The organism is Pseudomonas synxantha BG33R (assembly GCF_000263715.2).
GTDB lineage: Bacteria > Pseudomonadota > Gammaproteobacteria > Pseudomonadales > Pseudomonadaceae > Aquipseudomonas > Aquipseudomonas synxantha_A.
On the sequence record NZ_CM001514.1, the window covers coordinates 1,658,400 to 1,677,749 of the forward strand.

General features: G+C 61.4%; 18 protein-coding genes. 11 read left to right on the forward strand and 7 right to left on the reverse strand.

From position 1 onward, the window contains the following. Position 1: 1 nt before the first annotated feature. Positions 2-1,150, reverse strand: coding sequence for an efflux RND transporter periplasmic adaptor subunit (locus tag PSEBG33_RS19585; protein WP_005785901.1), 1,149 nt, complete (start codon positions 1,148-1,150; stop codon positions 2-4). 265 nt (positions 1,151-1,415) lie between these two features. On the opposite strand from PSEBG33_RS19585, the gene PSEBG33_RS19580 reads away from it, so the two are divergent. Beyond that, positions 1,416-2,048, forward strand: coding sequence for a TetR family transcriptional regulator (locus tag PSEBG33_RS19580; protein WP_005785903.1), 633 nt, complete (start codon positions 1,416-1,418; stop codon positions 2,046-2,048). A 301-nt stretch (positions 2,049-2,349) separates the two neighbouring features. Here PSEBG33_RS19580 and PSEBG33_RS19575 read toward each other — a convergent pair whose 3' ends face one another. Genes PSEBG33_RS19575 through PSEBG33_RS19565 form a run of 3 tightly spaced genes read right to left on the reverse strand, consistent with a single transcriptional unit; the run spans position 2,350 to position 4,928 of the window. After that, positions 2,350-3,405 carry an alkene reductase gene (locus PSEBG33_RS19575; protein WP_005785905.1) on the reverse strand — a complete coding sequence of 352 codons (1,056 nt, stop codon included), beginning with the start codon at positions 3,403-3,405 and terminating at the stop codon, positions 2,350-2,352. Positions 3,406-3,432: 27 nt separating this feature from the next. Further along, entirely contained in the window at positions 3,433-4,599 is a 1,167-nt protein-coding gene (locus PSEBG33_RS19570; RefSeq protein ID WP_005785906.1) for an MFS transporter, read from the reverse strand. Positions 4,600-4,613: 14 nt separating this feature from the next. Beyond that, positions 4,614-4,928: an ArsR/SmtB family transcription factor gene (locus PSEBG33_RS19565; protein ID WP_005785908.1), complete on the reverse strand. Its 315-nt coding sequence runs from the start codon at positions 4,926-4,928 to the stop codon at positions 4,614-4,616. A 155-nt stretch (positions 4,929-5,083) separates the two neighbouring features. Between PSEBG33_RS19565 and PSEBG33_RS19560 the strand changes: the two genes are divergently transcribed. Then, positions 5,084-5,668 (forward strand): ACP phosphodiesterase, encoded by a 585-nt coding sequence (locus PSEBG33_RS19560; protein WP_005785909.1) that lies wholly within the window; start codon positions 5,084-5,086, stop codon positions 5,666-5,668. A 107-nt stretch (positions 5,669-5,775) separates the two neighbouring features. Here PSEBG33_RS19560 and PSEBG33_RS19555 read toward each other — a convergent pair whose 3' ends face one another. Beyond that, positions 5,776-6,567 (reverse strand): lysophospholipid acyltransferase family protein, encoded by a 792-nt coding sequence (locus PSEBG33_RS19555; protein WP_005785911.1) that lies wholly within the window; start codon positions 6,565-6,567, stop codon positions 5,776-5,778. Then, on the reverse strand, positions 6,567-7,322 hold the full coding sequence (gene olsB / locus PSEBG33_RS19550) for an L-ornithine N(alpha)-acyltransferase (protein WP_005785912.1): 756 nt from the start codon (positions 7,320-7,322) through the stop codon (positions 6,567-6,569). The genes PSEBG33_RS19555 and olsB overlap by 1 nt, the downstream gene beginning before the upstream one ends. Before the next feature lie 265 nt (positions 7,323-7,587). Between olsB and PSEBG33_RS27020 the strand changes: the two genes are divergently transcribed. The 9 genes from PSEBG33_RS27020 to PSEBG33_RS19510 all read left to right on the forward strand — a co-directional run bounded on the left by PSEBG33_RS27020 (position 7,588) and on the right by PSEBG33_RS19510 (position 16,829). Continuing rightward, on the forward strand, positions 7,588-8,445 hold the full coding sequence (locus tag PSEBG33_RS27020) for a hypothetical protein (protein ID WP_005785914.1): 858 nt from the start codon (positions 7,588-7,590) through the stop codon (positions 8,443-8,445). Between the two features lie 19 nt (positions 8,446-8,464). Beyond that, positions 8,465-9,538, forward strand: coding sequence for a serine hydrolase domain-containing protein (locus tag PSEBG33_RS19545; RefSeq protein WP_005785916.1), 1,074 nt, complete (start codon positions 8,465-8,467; stop codon positions 9,536-9,538). Beyond that, positions 9,535-9,849 carry a hypothetical protein gene (locus PSEBG33_RS19540; protein ID WP_005785917.1) on the forward strand — a complete coding sequence of 105 codons (315 nt, stop codon included), beginning with the start codon at positions 9,535-9,537 and terminating at the stop codon, positions 9,847-9,849. Before PSEBG33_RS19545 ends, PSEBG33_RS19540 begins: the two co-directional genes overlap by 4 nt. A 258-nt stretch (positions 9,850-10,107) precedes the next feature. After that, complete coding sequence (locus tag PSEBG33_RS19535) at positions 10,108-11,283, forward strand: M20 aminoacylase family protein (RefSeq protein ID WP_005785919.1); 1,176 nt, start codon at positions 10,108-10,110, stop codon at positions 11,281-11,283. A gap of 60 nt (positions 11,284-11,343) precedes the next feature. Next, entirely contained in the window at positions 11,344-12,654 is a 1,311-nt protein-coding gene (locus PSEBG33_RS19530; RefSeq protein ID WP_005785922.1) for a citrate-proton symporter, read from the forward strand. Further along, positions 12,651-14,093: an amidase gene (locus PSEBG33_RS19525; protein ID WP_005785924.1), complete on the forward strand. Its 1,443-nt coding sequence runs from the start codon at positions 12,651-12,653 to the stop codon at positions 14,091-14,093. Before PSEBG33_RS19530 ends, PSEBG33_RS19525 begins: the two co-directional genes overlap by 4 nt. A gap of 65 nt (positions 14,094-14,158) precedes the next feature. Continuing rightward, positions 14,159-14,917, forward strand: a complete 759-nt coding sequence (locus tag PSEBG33_RS19520) for a helix-turn-helix domain-containing protein (protein ID WP_005785926.1) — start codon at positions 14,159-14,161, stop codon at positions 14,915-14,917. Between the two features lie 171 nt (positions 14,918-15,088). Then, positions 15,089-15,670 carry a YceI family protein gene (locus PSEBG33_RS19515; RefSeq protein WP_005785928.1) on the forward strand — a complete coding sequence of 194 codons (582 nt, stop codon included), beginning with the start codon at positions 15,089-15,091 and terminating at the stop codon, positions 15,668-15,670. A 1-nt stretch (position 15,671) separates the two neighbouring features. Further along, complete coding sequence (locus PSEBG33_RS19510) at positions 15,672-16,829, forward strand: phospholipase D-like domain-containing protein (protein ID WP_005785930.1); 1,158 nt, start codon at positions 15,672-15,674, stop codon at positions 16,827-16,829. A gap of 144 nt (positions 16,830-16,973) precedes the next feature. Here PSEBG33_RS19510 and bglX read toward each other — a convergent pair whose 3' ends face one another. Further along, on the reverse strand, positions 16,974-19,265 hold the full coding sequence (gene bglX, locus PSEBG33_RS19505) for a beta-glucosidase BglX (RefSeq protein ID WP_005785931.1): 2,292 nt from the start codon (positions 19,263-19,265) through the stop codon (positions 16,974-16,976). Positions 19,266-19,350 lie beyond the last annotated feature (85 nt).

Genomic DNA, 19,350 nt, shown 5'->3' on the forward strand with positions numbered 1-19,350 from the left:
ATTACTCCCCTTGACCAGCGGCGGCAGCAGGCGCTGCAGCAGTACCGGCGGGTTTAGCGTTGGCAGCTTCTGTGACCTTCACCTCGGCGCCCGGCTTGACGTATTGCAAGCCTTCGGTGATGACGCGGTCACCGGCATTGAGGCCTTTTTCCACCAGCCAGTAGGCACCCGCGGTACGGTTGGCAACCAGTTCGCGTTGCTCGACCTTGTTGTCCTTGTTCACGATCAGCGCCGTCGGAATGCCGCGCAGGTCACGGGTCACGCCTTGCTGCGGAGCCAGGATGGCCTTGCTGTTCACACCGGCCAGCAACTGGGCGTGCACGAACATGCCCGGCAGCAGCACGTGGTCAGGGTTGGGGAACACGGCACGCAGGGTCACGGAACCGGTGGTCTGGTCGACCGACACTTCGGAGAACTCGAGCTTGCCGTCCTGGGCGTAAGGCGTGCCGTCTTCCAGGGTCAGCTTGACCTTGGCGGCGTTTTCGCCGGCCTTCTCCAGCTGGCCGCTTTCCAGGTCGCGGCGCAGTTTCAGCATTTCAGCCGAGGACTGCGTGACGTCGACGTAGATCGGGTCCAGTTGCTGAATCACGGCCATGGCATCGGCCTGGCCATTGCTGACCAGTGCGCCTTCGGTCACCGAAGAACGACCAATACGCCCGGAGATCGGTGCAAACACTTTGGTGTAGCGCACGTTGATCTGGGCGGTTTGAACGTTTGCTTCGGCGGTCATGCGGTTGGCGACGGCGGTGTCGTATTCCTGACGGCTGACGGCCTGTTCATCGACCAACTGCTTGTAGCGGTCGCTGATGGACTTGGTCTGGGACAGGCTGGCTTGTGCGCTTTTCAGGGTGGCGTCATACACCGACGGGTCGATCTGGTAGAGCTGCTGCCCTTCCTTCACGTCGGCGCCTTCCTTGAACAGGCGCTTGAGGATGATGCCGTTGACCTGAGGCCGGACTTCCGCGATGCGAAAGGCCGTGGTGCGGCCTGGCAGCTCGGTGGTCAGGGTATAGGCTTGCGGTTGAATGGTGACCACGCCGACCTGAGGGGTTTGAGCGGGCGGTGCCGCTTCTTCCTTTTTACATCCGCTGAGCAGCGATGCCAGGGCGACGGCAGTGACCAGAGCGGTAACAGCTGGCTTAAGTTGCATGAAGATCCTCGGGTCAGGCGCGCAGAGTGCGCACAAGAAGTGTGGAAGGGTAAAAAACAAGCCGTGAGTGGATAAGTAGCTTGCTACGCAATATACTTACGTTCATGGTTGTTTGTAAACTCTTGACAGGCTTGCCGCAATGTTGACAAAGCACTGCCGCAAGCCTCGATTCTAGTACGTTCGGTGCCCATGACGGCGTCGTCCCATAATTATTCAGATGATGGTCAAGTACCATCCACAGTGTCCCGATTGAGGTTTTACTGCCATGGTTCGTCGCACCAAAGAGGAAGCTCAGGAAACGCGCAGCCAGATTCTCCAAGCCGCCGAGCAAGCCTTTTATGAGCGCGGCGTCGCGCGGACCACCCTGGCGGACATCGCCACGCTGGCAGGGGTGACGCGCGGGGCTATCTACTGGCACTTCAGCAACAAGTCCGACTTGCTTCAGGCACTGCTCGACACGTTGCACGAGCCCCTGGACGAACTGGCGCGGGCCAGTGAAAGCGAGGACGAAGCCGACCCGCTGGGCTGTATGCGCAAGCTTTTGATTCATCTGTACCATGAAGTGGCCCTGGACCCGAAAACCCGGCGCATCAACGAGATTCTGTTTCATAAGTGCGAGTTCACCGATGAAATGTGTGACATGCGCCGCCAACGCCAGACCCACACCCTTGAGTGCAACCTGCGCATCGGCTTGACGTTGCGTAACGCGGTCCATCGCGGGCAACTTCCAGCCACGCTGGATACCACCCGCGGCGCTGTGTGTATTCATGCCTTTATCCACGGCTTGATCGGCCAGTGGCTGCTGGTGCCTGACAGTTTTCAATTGCATCAGGACGCCGAGCGTTGGGCTGATATAGGGCTGGACATGCTGCGCCTGAGCCCCAGCCTGCGCAATTGAGACAAAATGCGTAATTGCGACCAGTTGTGTCAACAGTAAAGCCTAAGGATCGTCAATCGTCCTTCTGCCTGATTTGTGGGGTGACGTTATATACGGGCTGGCGGGCCGTTGATAGGTAGCCGGCTAAGTATTTTGTAGCGATATTGTTGCCGTTCTGTGAAGCAATGTTTCCGCAGGCGCTACAAACAGGTAAATGTGGGAGGGGGCTTGCCCCCGATTGCGGTGGATCAGTCACTGATGTGTTGACTGAAACACTGCTATCGGGGGCAAGCCCCCTCCCACATTGGTTGTGCGGATCAGGTTAGATCGGCAGCGTCGGGTAGTCGATGTAACCCACCGGGCCTTTGCCATAGAAGGTTTCCGGGTGCGGTTCGTTCAACGGCGCATCAACCTTCAAGCGTGCCGGCAGGTCCGGGTTGGCAATGAAAGGAATACCGAAGGCCACCGCATCTGCTTTACCCGCCGCCAGCCAGGCATTGGCGCTGTCCTTGGTGAAGCGTTCGTTGGCGATGTACACGCCGCCGAAGGCTTTTTTCAGTTGTGGGCCGAGGCTGTCCGCACCTTCTTTTTCACGGGAGCAGATGAAGGCGATGCCACGCTTGCCCAGTTCGCTGGCGACGTAGGTGAAGGTTTCGGCCAGGTTGGCGTCGCCCATGTCGTGCGCATCGCCACGCGGTGCCAGGTGCACGCCCACGCGGCCGGCGCCCCACACTTCGATGGCGGCGTCGGTGACTTCCAGCAGCAGGCGCGCACGGTTTTCCAGGGAGCCGCCGTATTGGTCGGTGCGCTGGTTGGTGCTGCTTTGCAGGAACTGGTCGAGCAGGTAGCCGTTGGCGCCGTGGATTTCCACGCCGTCAAACCCAGCGGCCTTGGCGTTCTCGGCACCTACGCGGTAAGCGTCGACGATGTCGGCGATTTCAGCGGTTTCCAGGGCGCGCGGGGTAGGGTAGTCGGCCAGTGGGCGCACCAGGCTGACGTGGCCTTTAGGCTGGATCGCGCTTGGCGCCACCGGGGTTTCGCCGTTCAGGTAGGACTCGTGGGAGATGCGACCCACGTGCCACAGTTGCAGGAAGATCTTGCCGCCCGCGCCATGCACGGCCTTGGTGATGTTGGTCCAGCCACGCACCTGGTCGTTGGACCAGATGCCCGGGGTGTCCGGGTAGCCCACGCCCATGGGCGTCACGGAGGTGGCTTCGCTGAGGATCAGCCCGGCGGATGCTCGCTGCACGTAATACTCGGCCATCAGCGCGTTGGGCACGCGGCCGGCATCGGCTCGGCATCGTGTCAGTGGCGCCATGATGATGCGGTTCGACAGTTCCAGGTCGCCCAGTGTGATCGGATCGAAAATAGTCGTCATGGGAAAACACCTTTGTCTTTAAGTTGATCAGTTGGTCGCGGGGGCCAGGTCGGCATCGCCGCTCTGGCGGAAGGTAATCAGGGTCACCAGCAGCGCGAGAATCGCCAGTGCTGCAGCGGCCAGGGGCACGCTGGTCAGGCCGAAACCGTGGGCAATCACGCTGCCACCGACCCAGGCGCCGAGGGCGTTACCGATGTTGAAGGCACCGATGTTCAGGGTGGACACCAGGTTGGGGGCGGCCTTGCCGAAGGTCACCACGTTGATCTGCAGCGCTGGTACGGCGGCAAACGAGGCGGTGGCCCACAGGAACAGGGTGATTTCGGTCGGTATCAGTGCAACGCTGGTCCAGCTCAACACCGTGGAAACCACCGCCATGCTGATGAACACGCCGATCAGGGTGGCCGCCAGGCGTTTGTCGGCCAGCTTGCCGCCGATGATGTTGCCCACCGTGAGGCCCAGGCCGATCAGCAGCAGGGTCCAGGTCACGCCTTTGGGCGACACGCCGGTCACATCGCCGAGCAGCGGGGCTACATAGGTAAAGAGGGTGAACATGGAGGCGGCGAACAGCGCTGTCATGCTCAGCGACAACCAGATACCCGCGCCTTTGAGGGCCGCGAGTTCGGCGCGCATGTCGAGTTTTTCTTCGTCACGCTTGGCGGGCAGGAAGCGGATCAGGCCAATCAAGGCGATCACGCCAATCACGGTCACTGCCCAAAAGGTCGAGCGCCAGCCAGCTTCCTGACCCAGTGCAGTGCCCAACGGCACGCCGAGCACGTTGGCCAGGGTCAAACCGGTGAACATCAGGGCCACCGCCGAAGCGCGTTTATTGGCCGGCACCAGGTTGGCCGCCACCACGGAACCGATCCCGAAGAAGGCACCGTGGCACAGCGCCGTGACGACGCGGGCAAACATCAGCACGTTGTAGTCACTGGCCAAGGCGCACAGCAGGTTGCCGACAATAAAGATGCCCATCAACGCTACCAGGGCGGCCTTGCGTGGCAGCCTGGCGGTGGCCAGTGCCATGAAGGGCGCGCCGATGGCCACGCCCAGGGCGTAGCCGGTGACCAACCAGCCTGCGCCGGGAATCGACACACCCAGGTCCGCCGCAACATCGGGCAGCAGCCCCATGATGACGAACTCGGTGGTGCCGATGGCGAAGGCGCTCAGGGCCAGTATGAGGAGCGAGAGGGGCATTTGCGTTTCCTTGGTTATTGCGGTGTGCTGAGTTCGGTTATGAGCGCCGTGAGAAAGGCTTGGATCGTCTCCTCATTGCGTTTGAAAAAGTGCCATTGCCCGGCCTTCTGGCTGCTGATCAATCCCGCCCGTTGCAAGGTTGCCAGGTGCGCCGACACGGTCGACTGGGACAGGCCGCAGCGCTGGTCGATCTGCCCGGCGCAGATGCCGTATTCGTGGTTGTGCAGTTGCTCGGGGAATTGCACTTTCGGGTCTTTGAGCCAGGTGAGGATGTCTCGTCGTACTGGGTGCGCCAGGGCTTTTATTATTTCGTCGAGGTCGATGGACATGGCAGGGTGCTCGGTGTCGTAAAGCGTTATATCGCGATGAGGCGAACTTTAAATCGTCATATCCCGATATACCAATATGATTTTGATCTGAGGCCAAAGCGAATCGGTATATCGGGTTATAACGATATGAGTGCGGCAGTGATAGACTGCGCGCCATGAATTATCTCGCACATCTGCACCTGGGCGGCCAACTTCCTGCGCAACTGCTGGGCAGCCTGTATGGCGACTTCGTCAAAGGCCGCCTGCAGGGCCAGTTCAGCCCGCAAATCGAAGCGGCGATCCAGTTGCATCGTTCGATTGACCGGTTTACCGATAGCCACCCGTTGGTGGGCGAGGCGTTGTCGCGCTTCAGCCTGACCCGCAGGCGCTATGCCGGGATCGTGCTCGATGTGTTTTTTGACCATTGCCTGGCGCGGGATTGGGCGCTGTATGCCGACCAGCCTCTGGAGCGCTTCACCGCGCAGGTGTACCGCGTGCTCGCCGCCGAACCCGCGTTGCCGGGGCGGCTGGCGCAGATTGCGCCGTATATGGCGGCGGATGACTGGCTGGGCTCGTATCGCGAGTTCGCGGTGATGGAGCAGGTGCTGCGCGGGATTTCGCGGCGGCTGACTGACCCGCAGGCACTCGGATTTGCGATGCACGAGTTGCGCGAGCTTTATAAGCCGTTAAGTGAAGATTTCCGGGTGTTCTATCCCCAATTGCAGAGATTTGCGCAGATCCAACTGACCACCGATGTCTAAATGTGGGAGGGGGCTTGCTCCCGATTGCGGTGTGTCAGTCACTGTCTATGTTGACTGAACAACTGCTATCGGGAGCAAGCCCCCTCCCACATATGACTGTGCCCGCTTTATGCCGCGAACGCAGGTCGAGCAGCCACTTGCTCAGCTTCCGGCACCGGGCCAAACAACGCCTTTTGCACCGCCTGCTGCGCCTGATACGCCAATGCCGCGCGTTCCTGCCCGGCGCAGGCAATCGGCTTGAGCAGATGAATCTGCACATCGCCCTGGTCGTTGGAAAACAAGCGCATCAGGTGCGAGAGCAAATCGTCATCGCCAATGAACGGCGCCAGCGGATCAACCCCACCGTCACGCAGATAACGAATCGCCACCGGTTGCAGCGACACATCCGCATCGATCGCACTGGACAGCAAACGCCCGTGGAACGTACGCAAGCTGCGTCCGTCAGTGGTGGTGCCCTCGGGGAACATCAGCAACGGGTGCTGTTGCTCCAGATGGCGGGTCATCTGTTTGCGGATCAACTGGCTGTCACCCGCGCCACGACGAATGAACAGGCTGCCGGCCTTGGCCGCCAGCCAGCCGGCTACCGGCCAGGTGCGGACTTCGGCCTTGGACAAAAACGACAGCGGCGTGACCATGCCCAGCAGTGGAATGTCGGTCCAGGACACGTGATTGCTCACCCATAGCATCGGCGCTTGCGGCAGCTCACCGTGCACCGTTACGCGAAAGGGCAGGGCGTTGCTCAATCGCGTCATAAAGAACCGCGACCAACGCTGGCGCCGCACCATTGAATTGGCCACGCCCAGACGCTCGAACAGGCCAAACACGCTGGCCATGCTCAAGCCTAGCGCCACCACCAACAGCACGCGGGCGATGCGCCCGTAGATGCGCAGGCGGTTCATCACATCGCCGCCTTGAAGTGGCGCGCATAACGCGGGCATAGCTCGTCGCGCTTGAGCAGGATGAACACATCGGCCACCTGGAAGTCTTCATCCCAGCACGGCTCGCCGCAGATCTTCGCGCCCAGGCGCATATAGGCTTTGAGCAGCGGTGGCATTTCGGCGATGACGTTGGACGGCAAGTCCAGGGCCGGCAGTGGCTTTTTCGGCTCGGCGCGCAGGTGTTCGTTGCACAGGTAGCGCTCGCGCAAGCGCTGCATGATTGCGTGGGCCTGAATGCCGCCATCGTGCATCGGGATGCTCGCGCAGCCCATCAGGTAGCTGTAGCTGCCCTGGTTGAGCACTTCGGCCAGTTCGCCCCAGAGCACCGCGATGGTGCCGCCGTTGCGGTAGGCGGGGTCGACGCAGGTGCGGCCGATTTCCAGGATCGGGCCCTGCAAGTGCAGCAAACCGTGCAGGCTGAATTCTTCTTCGCTGTAGAACCGGCCCAAAGTGCTGGCGGCCTGGTGGTCGAGCAGACGAGTGGTGGCGACGAGTCGACCGCTGTTCAAATCCCGCACGCCGATGTGGCTGCAGTGAACATCATAGTCATCCATGTCCAGGCCCAGTTCCGCGCCTTTCAGCTTGGCGTTGAACTCGCCGCTGAACACGTTGAACCGCAGGGCCTGGGCTTCCTGCAAGGCTTTGGCGCCCACCAGGCGTTCGGCTTGCAGACGGCGTTCATTGCCTTTGTCGCTGATGCGGGCGATCTGAGTCATAGCGAGTCTCCGGGTGCCGGCCAGGTTGCGGCCAGTCGACTTTGTTGTCCAAAGTCAGGCTATGTAGCCTCGGTGTCATCTCCATGAAGTTACGGTGACGGTTGGATGACAGGCCAACGGGATAGGGAGGGCAATGTCGCGTCATTCTCTCTCGGCGACATAAGGTTGAGGCCCTATAGGAGGCCAAGTGGAACCTGATTAGCGTTCGGACCACAAAAAGGTAGACAAACCTATTAACGGGAACCCTGCGACATTGGGAGCATGCATGGCTGTTTCACCTATAAGCTCACATTCGATCACTGGATGGAACTACCAGCCCGCGCCAGCCTTGGCTGAGTGGCCTATCGAAAGCTTCAGCGGTATTCGTAGCAAAGACGGGCGTACCTATGGGCGTACCGTCGGCGCACATCGGAACTGGCGGGCGGCACCTCATTACCAGTACAAACCGGTAAATGCCCACCCTGGGCAAAAGCCTGGGAACATCTGGGGCGGATTCAGTCAGTGGAGCAGCGATAACTGCACCATCGTGGCGGTTATCAAGATGGCGATGATGCAGTTCGGCGAAAAACCTACTGATATTTTCAAGAAAGTACGTGAAACCCCGCATGGCTATCACATTACCCTGCGAAATGGTGATACCACTTCGCTGAGCAAGGCTGAGGTGAAACAAGCGGCAGAGGCGGCAAAGCTCAAGTGCCAGAACATTCAGGCTGCTATCTATGCCAACTTTATCGTGGCGGTTGCGGCAAAGCGTTTTCAGGAGCAAAGCCATGCCAGTGGGTCGGGAGATTACGCTCGCGCGCTGGATATCTTGAACAATGGCGGCAGTATCGAGTACGCCTTCAAACGGTTGGGCTTATGGGAGCAGGTCGAGCAGGTGCCTCCCGAGGAACTGGCAGAAGGGCGCCTGGGCGTATTTCAATCTGGCAGTCACGTTTCGGTTTCTGTTAACGGCAACGAGGAGCGCTGGGGCAAACGGGGCGGGGCGACACCTACGGGAGCCCAGGTTTACGAGGCCTACGGATTCAAAAATCATGCTGGGCAGTCACAGGGCGTTAAGGCGAGCGGCAAGGTGGTGGCGTCGCCAAACCGTCATTTGTCTCGGCTAGGCTGGCGGGCTTGAATGCGCTGAGTGATCCTTTATGGTCAAACGTTTGTTGTGCGCTGCCTTGCTGGTTTTAACCACTAATGCCTGCGCCGAACAATGGCCGGCGAAAGAGTGGGCCTATGGTCCGCAATTGGCGGGTCCGGCTATCAAAGCGTTGGAAGATTTTGCTTTTGCACCGCGCAATGATGAAACGCGCGAAGGCATCCGCACCGACGCGCTGCTGGTCATTCGTGACGGCGAAATTATCTACGAACGCTACGCCGCGCCAACCACCGCCAGCACGCCGCACCTGACCTGGTCGGTGAGCAAAAGCCTGATGGCCACTGTGCTCGGCGTGGCCTACGGTGAAGGCCGCTTCAAACTCACCGACCCGGCCGCACGTTTTTACCCGCCGATGAAGCAACACCCCAAGGTGAGCATGGCCGACTTGCTCCATTGGGCTTCGGGGCTGGATTGGCAGGAAGACTATGAATACGCCCCATTGAAGTCTTCTGTTGTGGCGATGCTCTATACCCGTGGGCGTGGCGATATGGCGCAATTTGCCGCCGATACCGAAACCGCCGCCGAACCCGGCCAGGCGTTCCGTTATTCCAGTGGCGACAGCAATATTCTGTCCGCTGCGCTTAAAGGCATGCTCGGCCACAAGGCGTACATGAGCTATCCGTGGGATGCGCTGTTCAAGCCATTGGGCATTCGCAACGCGACGTGGGAAACCGATGCCGACGAAACCTTTGTTGCCTCGTCCTACGCCTACCTCACTGCTCGCGATCTGGCGCGGGTCGGGCTGCTGATGGCACGGGATGGGCGCTGGGGTGAGCAACAGTTGCTGCCCAAAGAGTGGGTGGCTTTCAATCGGCGGCCTTTCGACAACTACAAAGCCGGCCAGGATGAAGCGGTACCGGGCGGCCAATGGTGGCTCAACAAAGGCATGCCCCAACCGTGGCCCGATGCGCCGGCCGATACCTTCGCTGCACTGGGCCACTGGGGCCAGGCACTGTTTGTACTGCCCGACGAACACTTGGTGATCGTGCGCTACGGCGATGACCGCGACGGCAGCTACCGCCACAACGAACTGCTCAAGCGCGTGCTGGCGGCGGTGCGGTCATGATTCGTCGTCGGCCGTTTACCAGTCTGTTTCTGCTGCTGTTGCTGGCCCTATTGGGTTGGGTGTGGCACGAGCGCGTCAACCTGCAAGCCTTCCCCGACATCATCGCGGCGTACACGGCCAAGGAGTATTGCTCGTGCCGGTATGTGGAGAACAACCCGGCGCAGTATTGCCGTGGGTATGTGAAGCAGTACGTGCCGACCAGTGCGTTGATCGACACGCCGGAGCGCAGTGAAGTGACGGCGAGTGGGTTGGGGCGTACGCATACGGCACGGTGGTTGGGCGACCGTCAAGGCTGCCGCCTCAACCCCTGACACACCCAAATTCCCCTGTGGGAGCTGGCTTGCCTGCGATAGCGTCAGGTCAGCCAACATCACTGGTGCCTGTGCCGCCGTCATCGCAGGCAAGCCAGCTCCCACATTTAGATTATCTGCGTGGGTTCTCGGAAAAAGAACCGGCCTTGAGGTTCCACAGGGTGGAACCACCTTTGATTGTCCTCGCGCCCACATCGCGCTTAGCTGTCGATGTGTCGCCAACAAGAACGGGACCACCCGCCTGTGAGGAGAATCACCATGCGCCCACACCAGCACATCCTGGATTGGCTCAGCGATGTCGCCAGCGACTTGCACGCTGTGCGCCACGATATCCACGCCCATCCCGAACTCGGCTTTGAAGAGAACCGCACCTCAGCGCTGGTCGCGCAGTCCCTGCGGGATTGGGGGTATGAGGTGCATACCGGCATCGGCAAGACCGGTGTGGTCGGGGTGCTGCGCAATGGCAGCAGTTCGCGCACGCTGGGTATTCGTGCCGATATGGATGCCTTGCCCATCATCGAAAATACCGGTGCGGCTTACACCAGCCAGCATGCCGGTTGCATGCACGCCTGCGGGCATGACGGCCACACCACCATGCTGCTCGGCGCTGCCCGCTACCTGGCGGCGACCCGGCAATTCGACGGCACCCTGAATCTGATTTTCCAACCCGCCGAAGAAGGCCAGGGCGGTGCCGAGGCGATGTTGGCGGATGGTTTGCTGGAGCGCTTCCCGTGTGACGGCCTGTTCGGCATGCACAATATGCCGGGCTTGCCGGCTGGGCATCTTGGTTTGCGAGTCGGGCCGATGATGGCCTCGCAAGACTTGCTCACGGTGACGTTGGAAGGCGTCGGCGGCCATGGTTCCATGCCGCACCTCACGGTCGATCCACTGGTGGCTGCAGCGAGTATGGTCATGGCCTTGCAGACGGTGGTGGCGCGCAATATCGATACCCAGGAAGCCGCCGTGGTCACCGTCGGCGCCTTGCAGGCCGGCCAGGCTGCTAACGTGATTCCCCAGCAAGCCTTGCTGCGCCTGAGTCTGCGCGCACTCAACCCCAAGGTGCGCGAACAGATGCTGGAGCGGGTCAACGCGATCATCAACACCCAGGCCGCCAGCTTCGGCTGCACCGTGCAGATCGAGCACCGTCCGGCCTACCCGGTGCTGGTCAACCATGGCGAAGAAACCGAATTCGCTCGCCAGGTCGGTGTGGCCTTGCTCGGCGCCGATGCGGTGGACGGCAACACTCGCACGCTGATGGGCAGTGAAGACTTCGCCTGGATGCTGCAACGCTGCCCCGGCAGTTACCTGTTTATCGGCAACGGCGTGTCGCGGCCGATGGTGCATAACCCCGCCTATGACTTCAACGACGACATCCTGCTGACCGGCGCCGCCTATTGGGGCGCGTTGGCCGAGAGCTGGCTCAAGCCTGCCTGACGACCGCACTTTTTTCTGCCGCTGGACCCTTTCCCTTATCGGTTGAATGGAGTGTTCCTCATGCAGACTTCAAAACCCGGCGTCTCCCGCACCCGCCAAGTGGTGGCGGCTGTGATCGGCAACGCGCTGGAGTGGTACGACTTTATCGTCTACGGCTTTCTCGCCAGCATTATCGCCCGGCAGTTTTTCCCGTCGGAGGATGAATACGCTTCGCTGCTGATGGCCCTGGCCACCTTTGGCGTGGGCTTTTTCATACGGCCGGTGGGCGGCATCCTGTTGGGTATCTATGCCGACCGCAAAGGCCGCAAAGCCGCGATGCAGTTGATTATCCGGCTGATGACCGTGTCCATCGCGCTGATCGCCTTCGCCCCCAACTACGCCGCCATCGGTATGGGCGCGCCGTTGCTGATTGTGGTGGCGCGGATGCTTCAGGGGTTTGCCACGGGCGGTGAATATGCCAGCGCCACGGCTTTTCTGGTGGAGAGCGCACCGGCCCATCGCAAGGGCTTGTATGGCTCCTGGCAATTGGTGGGGCAGTGCCTGGCGGTGTTTGGTGGTGCGGCGATGGTGGCGCTGGTCACGCACTTCTTCTCCCCCGAAACCCTCGACCTGTGGGGCTGGCGCCTGCCGTTTGTGCTGGGCTTGCTGATCGGCCCGGTGGGGTTGTGGATTCGTCGGCATATGGAAGACCCGGAAGAGTTTATCCAGGCGCGCAGAAACGCCACCGGCCCGGCACCGAGCCTGATGAATGTATTGCGTGATCATCGCCGCAGCATCCTGGTGTCCATGGGCCTGGCCTGCGGCGCGACGGTGTCGTTCTATGTGGTGTTGGTGAACATGCCGACCTTCGCCCACAAGAATCTCGGCCTGCCGTTGGACCAGGTGTTGATGGTGCAGATGTTTGCGGTGGCGCTGATGACCGTGGTGATTCCGTTGTCCGGCCTGCTCTCGGATCGCTTGGGGCGGCGACCGGTGTTGATGGCCTTCACCCTGGCGTTCTTCGTGATGGTCTACCCGTTGTATGTATGGGTGGCTGCCGCGCCGTCCATTGAGCGCTTGCTGGTGATGCAGGTGATGCTGTGCACGGCCATTGGCGGGTTCTTCGGCCCGGCGCCGACGGCGCTGGCCGAACAGTTTCCCATCGAGGTGCGCTCGACCGGCGTGTCGGTGGCCTATAACGTGGCGGTGATGGTGTTCGGCGGGTTTGCGCCGTTGATCGTGACCTGGTTGAGTAAAGTACTGGGCACGCCCGTGGCACCGTCGTTCTATGTATTGTTCGCGTGCGTGCTGACGCTGCTCGGTACTTACTGCATGCGCGAGGCTCCGCGAGCGAGCAAACCGCTGCCGTTTTCCAGAGAGGTGAAGCCTTGAGTATTGTCGATTGGGATGCCACGCAACTGTCGCAGGCGATCCATGGGCGGCAGGTGTCGTGCGAAGAGGTGATGCAGGCGTACCTGGCGCAGATCCAGCGTTTCAACCCTCGTGTGAATGCGTTGGTGTCGTTGCGCGACAGCGAGGTTGTGCTGGCCGAGGCAAGGGCCTGCGACCGTGAGCTGGACCAGGGCCAATCCCGCGGCTGGATGCATGGCATGCCCCAGGCCATCAAGGATCTGGCGGCAACCCAAGGTTTGCGCACCACGTTGGGCTCACCATTGTTTGCCGAGCATGTACCGAACGAAGACGCCATCAGCGTGGCGCGGGTGCGTGCCAGTGGCGCGATCATCATCGGCAAGACCAACGTGCCGGAGTTCGGCCTGGGGTCCCACACCTACAACACACTGTTTGGCACCACCGGCAATGCCTATGACCCACGCCTGACGGCCGGCGGCAGCAGCGGCGGGGCAGCGGTGGCCCTGGCGTTGCGGATGTTGCCGGTGGCCGATGGCAGCGACATGATGGGCTCGCTGCGCAACCCGGCGGCGTTCAATAACGTGTTCGGCTTGCGCCCGTCCCAGGGCCGCGTGCCCCACGGGCCGATGCCGGAGCTGTTCGTGCAGCAACTGGGTACCGAAGGCCCGATGGGGCGCAGCGTCACGGATGTAGCGCGGCTACTGAGCATCCAGGCCGGTTACGACCCCCGTGTGCCCTTGTCGTCCCAGGACGATCCCGCGATGCTGGGCCAGCCGTTACAGCGCGACTTCAAAGGCACGCGCCTGGGTTGGCTGGGTGACTACAACGGTTATCTGCCGATGCAAGAAGGCGTGCTGAGCCTGTGCGAGGCGGCACTCGATGATTTCGCCACGCTGGGCTGCGAGGTGCAAAGCTGCCAGCCGGACTTTTCCCTGGCGCGCCTGTGGCGTTGCTGGCTGGTACACCGCCATTGGCTGGTGCACGGCAATCTCGGCGCGGCCTACGCCAACCCGCAAAAACGCGCATTGCTCAAGCCTGAAGCGCAATGGGAAGTGGAGGGCGGCCAGGGCCTGAGTGCCCAGCAGGTGTACCAGGCGTCGGTGGATCGCAGCGAGTGGTATCGGGCCCTGGCCAAGTTGTTTGAACGTTACGATTTTCTGCTGTTGCCCACCGCCCAAGTGTTCCCTTTCGATGCACAACAGCCTTGGCCACGCCTCGTTGGCGGGCGCGAAATGGACACCTATCACCGCTGGATGGAGGTGGTGATCGGCCCGACACTCGCCGGTTTGCCGAGCATGAGCATCCCGGTGGGCTTCAACCCCCAAGGGCTGCCCATGGGCCTGCAAATCATCGGCCCGGCCCAGGCCGACCGAGCCGTACTGCAATTGGCATTTGCCCATGAACAGCTGACTCAATGGGTGCAACGCCGGCCGCCGGCGTGTCTTGCACCGACCGGCTGACCCGCGACCGGGCCTGTATCTTGCTGTGCAAAACAGATCATCCACCGGCAACAGGGAGATCGAACATGGAGACAGGCACGGTACGCTCGGTTGAGCGCGCACTGGCAATCGTCGAATTGCTGGGCGAGCACCAGGCCCTGGGGCTGGAAGAACTGCACTACCTTACGCGGCTGCCCAAGGCCACGGTGTCGCGCATGTTACTGACCTTGCAGGATCAGGGCTGGGTCTACCGCGGCCTGAGCGATCGGCGTTACCGCCTGCGCGCTCGGCGTTTGTTCGGCGATACCCAGCAACGCTTCAAGCGCCAGGTGGTGGAAAGCGCGGCGCCCTGGTTATTGGAGCTCAGCGAGCGCACGGGGTTGGTGGTGGACTTGTCGTGTTTCGACGGCGAGCGCCTGGAAGTCATGGAAAGCGCGATTCCCGGCGTGTTGCGCAAGCTTTACCCGAACAACTGCCAGATCGTCGGTCAGTACGCCAGCCTGTTTCACTCGGCGATGGGCAAGGCATGCCTGACGCAGTTGCCCCTTGATGAAGTGCAACGGCTGGCGTGTCGCGATCGTGTGGCCGCCGATGAGCAAAGCCATGCTTGCGAGCAAACCCAGCACCAGGGGTTCGGCCAGCGTACCGAGGGCTATTGGGAATACCCGGTGCGTTTGCCGTTCCTGATTCGGGCGGTGGCGTTGCCGGTGCGCGCCAATGGTCGGTTGGTGGGGAGCATGGCGTTGCATTGGCCCATGCATCAGGCGCCGGTGGAGCGGGTATTGAACCTGCATATGGCCAGCCTCGAACAGGCGGTGTGCGAAGTTCAGCGAACGCTGGATTAAAAACACCGCAAAACCCTGTGGGAGCTGGCTTGCCTGCGATGGCGATGTATCAGTCAACCATTTCTCGCCTGGCACACCGCCATCGCAGGCAAGCCAGCTCCCACATTGGATTTGCGCCGTTCGTGAGATTGCGCTTAATGTTCGCCCAGGTTTTTTGCCCCATGAGTCTTTATGTTCAATGTCAAACCTCTGGTCTTCGCGCTGCTGACTTGTGCCGCCGTGCCTGCCCACGCCGATTGGTACCTGGATAACGAATCCTCGCGCCTGTCTTTCGTCACCACCAAAAACACCGAGATTGCTGAAGTCCACCGCTTCCTGGTGCTGCACGGCAAAGTCGATGCCAAGGGCGCGGCGCAGTTGCAAGTGGAGATGGAGTCGATCAACAGCGGCATCCCGCTGCGCGATGAGCGCATGCGTAAAGAGCTGTTCCAGATCAAGGCCTTTCCCGACGCGTTGATCAGCGCACAGATCAATCTGCAACCGATCAACGACCTGGCGTCCGGCGCGCAGCTGGAGTTGCGCCTGCCGCTGAGCGTCACCCTGCACGGCAAGACCCAGACCTACAGTGCCGAATTGCTTGCCACGCGCCTGGATGAGCGACGTTTCCAGGTGGTGACCCTGGAGCCTGTGGTGTTGCACGCCGAGGACTTCGATCTGGCGCCGGGTGTGGCGGCCTTGCGCAAGGCGGCGGGGCTCAAGTCGATCAGTTTGTCGGTGCCGGTGGGTGCGGTACTGATCTTCACGGCGCGCTGACATGAGTGGCGCAGTGTTCCCGTGGCGCAGCGCCAATCAATTCGAACTGCTGATCGACGGGCCGAGTTTCTTCCCGCAGATGCTGGTGGGCATCGCCCGGGCCGAGCAGCAGGTGGATCTTGAGCTGTATCTGGTCGAAGCCGGCGCCTGTGCCGACGCGATGGTGCAGGCGCTGGTGCTGGCCGCCGAGCGTGGGGTGCAGGTGCGCTGCTTGTTCGATGACTACGGCAGCCTGGCGTTTACCCTTGGGCTGCGCAAGCGCTTGACCGACGCCGGCGTGGAGCTGCGCTTTTACAATCGCCTGAATTGGCGGCGCTGGATGCGCAACCTGTATCGCGACCACCGCAAGCTGCTGCTGATCGACCAGCGCGTTGCCGTGGTCGGTGGTACGGGCGTCACCGATGAGTTCTGGACGCCGGGGCAAGACAGCGCCGATTGGCATGAAGTGATGGTGCAGATCAGCGGCCCGCTGGTACTGGACTGGCAGGCCCTGTTCGACCGGCAATGGCACGCTAACGCCGCGCGCCGTGAATGGAAACCGGCGACCCATTTCGGTTTGCCGCGCTTGCCGAAAGTGCCAGCGACGGGCCCCGGGCTTGGTCGCGTGGCGTACGCCGACGCTCGTCAGCACCGCGATATCCTGCAGTCGTTGATTCGCGCCTTGAACAGCAGCAAAGGGCGTATCTGGCTGGCGACTCCCTATTTTCTACCGACCTGGAGTGTGCGTCGTGCCTTGCGCCGGGCGGCAGGGCGCGGGGTGGATGTGCGTTTGCTGCTCACCGGGCCCCGTACCGATCACCCGTCAGTACGCTACGCCGGCCATCGTTATTACCCGCGTCTGCTGCGTGCAGGTGTGCAGATCTTTGAATACCAGCCGTGCTTTTTGCACCTGAAGATGGTGCTGGTGGATGATTGGGTGAGCATTGGTTCATGCAATTTCGATCACTGGAATCTGCGCTTCAACCTGGAAGCCAACCTCGAAGCCCTGGACCCGGGATTGACGGCGGCGGTGGTGGGCAGTTTCGAAGCGGATTTTGCCCAAAGCCAGGTGGTGAGCCTGGAGGCATGGAAGGCGCGGCCGTTGTGGAAGCGGGTGAAGCAGCGAGTGTGGGGGTGGATTGATCGGTTGGTGGTGAACCTGCTGGATCGGCGCGGCTAGTCGCATCACTCAATCAAATGTGGGAGCTGGCTTGCCTGCGATAGCATCACCTCGGTACACCTGACAAACCGAGGTGCCTGTATCGCAGGCAAGCCAGCTCCCACAAAAGCCAGCGCCCACACTGACCGTGTTTACAGCTTTAGATCAAAGCAGCTCAAAGGTCTGCTGCTGCACATCCTGTGAATCCAGTCCGATCTGCACATTGAACTCCCCTGGTTCCGCCGCGAACTTGAGCTGGGCGTTGTAGAACTTCAAGTCGTCCTCGGTGATGGTGAAGTGCAGCGTGCGCGCTTCGCCGGCCTTGAGCATGACCTTCTGGAAGTTCTTCAGCTCCTTGATCGGGCGGATCATCGAGCCGGCCACATCCTGGATATACAACTGCACCACGGTTTCGCCGTCGACCTTGCCGGTGTTCTTCACGGTGACGCTGGCGTCGAGCTTGCCGGTCTTGTTCAGGGTGGTGGACGACAACGCCATGTCCGCCAGGCTGAACGTGGTGTAGCTCAGGCCATAGCCAAAGGGGAACAGGGGACCTGTGGTGTCATCGAAGTACTGCGAGGTGTAGTTGCCCGGCTTGCCTGGGGTGAACGGCCGGCCAATGGTCAGGTGGTTGTAGTAGGTCGGGATCTGCCCCACCGAACGCGGGAAGGTGATCGGCAGCTTGCCCGACGGGTTGTAATCCCCTAACAGCACGTCGGCGATGGCGTTGCCGCCTTCGGTACCTGCGAACCAAGTTTCCAGGATCGCGTCAGCCTGTTGGTTCTCTTCGAGAATCGACAGCGGGCGGCCGTTCATCAGCACCAGCACCAACGGCTTGCCGGTCGCCTTGAGGGCCTTGATCAGGTCGCGCTGGCTTTGCGGGATGTTCAGGTCGGTGCGGCTCGACGACTCGTGGGACATGCCACGGGATTCGCCCACGGCCGCGACGATGACGTCGGCGTTTTTCGCCGCTTTCACTGCTTCGTCGATCAATACCTGGGCGGGCCGTGGGTCATCCACCACTTCCGGAGCATCGAAGTTGAGGAAGTTGAGGTAGTCGAGCACCGCCTTGTCGCCGGTGATGTTGGCACCGCGGGCATAGATCACTTTGCCCTTTTCGCCGATCACGGCGTTCATGCCGTCGAGCAGGGTCACTGATTGCGCAGGTCGGCCGGCAGCCGCCCAACTGCCCATCATGTCGATCGGCGCCTTGGCCAGCGGGCCGACCAGAGCGATGGTCGCGGATTTTTTCAGCGGCAGGGTGTCGTTGTGGTTCTTCAGCAACACCAGGCTGCGGCGCGCAATGTCGCGGGCCTCGGCGCGGTGCAGGCGGCTGTCGGCGTAGGTGTCGACCGGGTCATCCTCGGCCTTGCCGATGCGCAGGTACGGGTCCTTGAACAGGCCCATGTCGTACTTGGCGCCGAGCACTTCGCGCACGGCATTGTCGATGTCGCTCTGTTCGATCTCGCCGGACTTGAGCAGCCCGGGCAATTCCTTGCCGTACAGCGAGTCGTTCATGCTCATGTCGATGCCGGCCTTGATCGCCAGCTTGGCGGCTTCGCGCCCGTCCTTGGCCACGCCGTGCTTGATCAGCTCGAAGATCGCGCCGTGGTCGCTGACGGTCAGGCCCTTGAAGCCCCAGTCCTTGCGCAGCAGGTCGTTCATCAGCCAGGTGTTGGCGGTGGCGGGCACGCCGTTGATCGAGTTCAACGCGACCATCACGCCGCCGGAACCGGCCTTGATCGCCGCGTGGTAGGGCGGCAGGTAGTCCTGGTACATCTTGACCGGGCTCATGTCGACCACGTTGTAGTCGCGCCCGCCTTCCACCGCGCCATACAGGGCGAAGTGCTTGACGCTGGCCATCAGGCTGTCGGCATTCGCCGGGCTTGCGCCCTGGAACGCCTTGACCATGACTTCGGCAATCCGCGAGACCAGGTAGGTGTCTTCGCCGAAACCTTCGGAGGTACGGCCCCAGCGCGGGTCGCGCGAGATATCGACCATCGGCGCGAAGGTGATGTCGAGGCTGTCGGCAGCGGCTTCCTCGGCGGCGATACGCCCGGAGCGGCCGATGGCGTCCATGTCCCAGCTGGAGGCCAGGGCCAGGCTGATCGGGAAAATGGTGCGGTGGCCGTGGATCACGTCATAGGCGAAGAACATCGGGATCTTCAAGCGACTGCGCATGGCTGCGTCCTGCATCGGACGGTTTTCCGGGCGGGTGATGGAGTTGAAGGTGCCACCGATGCGGCCGGCGGCGATTTCCTTGCGGATCATCTCGCGGGGCATTTCCGGGCCGATGCTGATCAAGCGCAATTGGCCGATCTTTTCGTCCAGGGTCATTTGCTTGAGCAGGTCGCTGACGAAGGCGTCCTTGTCTTTAAGCGCAGCAGGCTTTGTTTCTGCCCAGACGGGGTGGGTGGCCAGCGTGGCAACAAGGCCGAGCAAACACAGCTTCTTCATGAATATCCTTTTTCGGCTCACTGCACAGCGGTTACGCTGGTCGGCCAAAATGTGGGGAGCGTCTATTGTTGTTCGGGTGTTGTTC

Excerpts from the sequence above, each read along its gene's own strand:
- PSEBG33_RS19585 (WP_005785901.1), bottom strand. The coding sequence starts at position 1,150 with ATGCAACTTAAGCCAGCTGTTACCGCTCTGGTCACTGCCGTCGCCCTG.
- PSEBG33_RS19580 (WP_005785903.1), top strand. The coding sequence starts at position 1,416 with ATGGTTCGTCGCACCAAAGAGGAAGCTCAGGAAACGCGCAGCCAGATT.
- PSEBG33_RS19575 (WP_005785905.1), bottom strand. The coding sequence starts at position 3,405 with ATGACGACTATTTTCGATCCGATCACACTGGGCGACCTGGAACTGTCG.
- PSEBG33_RS19570 (WP_005785906.1), bottom strand. The coding sequence starts at position 4,599 with ATGCCCCTCTCGCTCCTCATACTGGCCCTGAGCGCCTTCGCCATCGGC.
- PSEBG33_RS19565 (WP_005785908.1), bottom strand. The coding sequence starts at position 4,928 with ATGTCCATCGACCTCGACGAAATAATAAAAGCCCTGGCGCACCCAGTA.
- PSEBG33_RS19560 (WP_005785909.1), top strand. The coding sequence starts at position 5,084 with ATGAATTATCTCGCACATCTGCACCTGGGCGGCCAACTTCCTGCGCAA.
- PSEBG33_RS19555 (WP_005785911.1), bottom strand. The coding sequence starts at position 6,567 with ATGAACCGCCTGCGCATCTACGGGCGCATCGCCCGCGTGCTGTTGGTG.
- olsB (WP_005785912.1), bottom strand. The coding sequence starts at position 7,322 with ATGACTCAGATCGCCCGCATCAGCGACAAAGGCAATGAACGCCGTCTG.
- PSEBG33_RS27020 (WP_005785914.1), top strand. The coding sequence starts at position 7,588 with ATGGCTGTTTCACCTATAAGCTCACATTCGATCACTGGATGGAACTAC.
- PSEBG33_RS19545 (WP_005785916.1), top strand. The coding sequence starts at position 8,465 with ATGGTCAAACGTTTGTTGTGCGCTGCCTTGCTGGTTTTAACCACTAAT.
- PSEBG33_RS19540 (WP_005785917.1), top strand. The coding sequence starts at position 9,535 with ATGATTCGTCGTCGGCCGTTTACCAGTCTGTTTCTGCTGCTGTTGCTG.
- PSEBG33_RS19535 (WP_005785919.1), top strand. The coding sequence starts at position 10,108 with ATGCGCCCACACCAGCACATCCTGGATTGGCTCAGCGATGTCGCCAGC.
- PSEBG33_RS19530 (WP_005785922.1), top strand. The coding sequence starts at position 11,344 with ATGCAGACTTCAAAACCCGGCGTCTCCCGCACCCGCCAAGTGGTGGCG.
- PSEBG33_RS19520 (WP_005785926.1), top strand. The coding sequence starts at position 14,159 with ATGGAGACAGGCACGGTACGCTCGGTTGAGCGCGCACTGGCAATCGTC.
- PSEBG33_RS19515 (WP_005785928.1), top strand. The coding sequence starts at position 15,089 with ATGTTCAATGTCAAACCTCTGGTCTTCGCGCTGCTGACTTGTGCCGCC.
- PSEBG33_RS19510 (WP_005785930.1), top strand. The coding sequence starts at position 15,672 with ATGAGTGGCGCAGTGTTCCCGTGGCGCAGCGCCAATCAATTCGAACTG.
- bglX (WP_005785931.1), bottom strand. The coding sequence starts at position 19,265 with ATGAAGAAGCTGTGTTTGCTCGGCCTTGTTGCCACGCTGGCCACCCAC.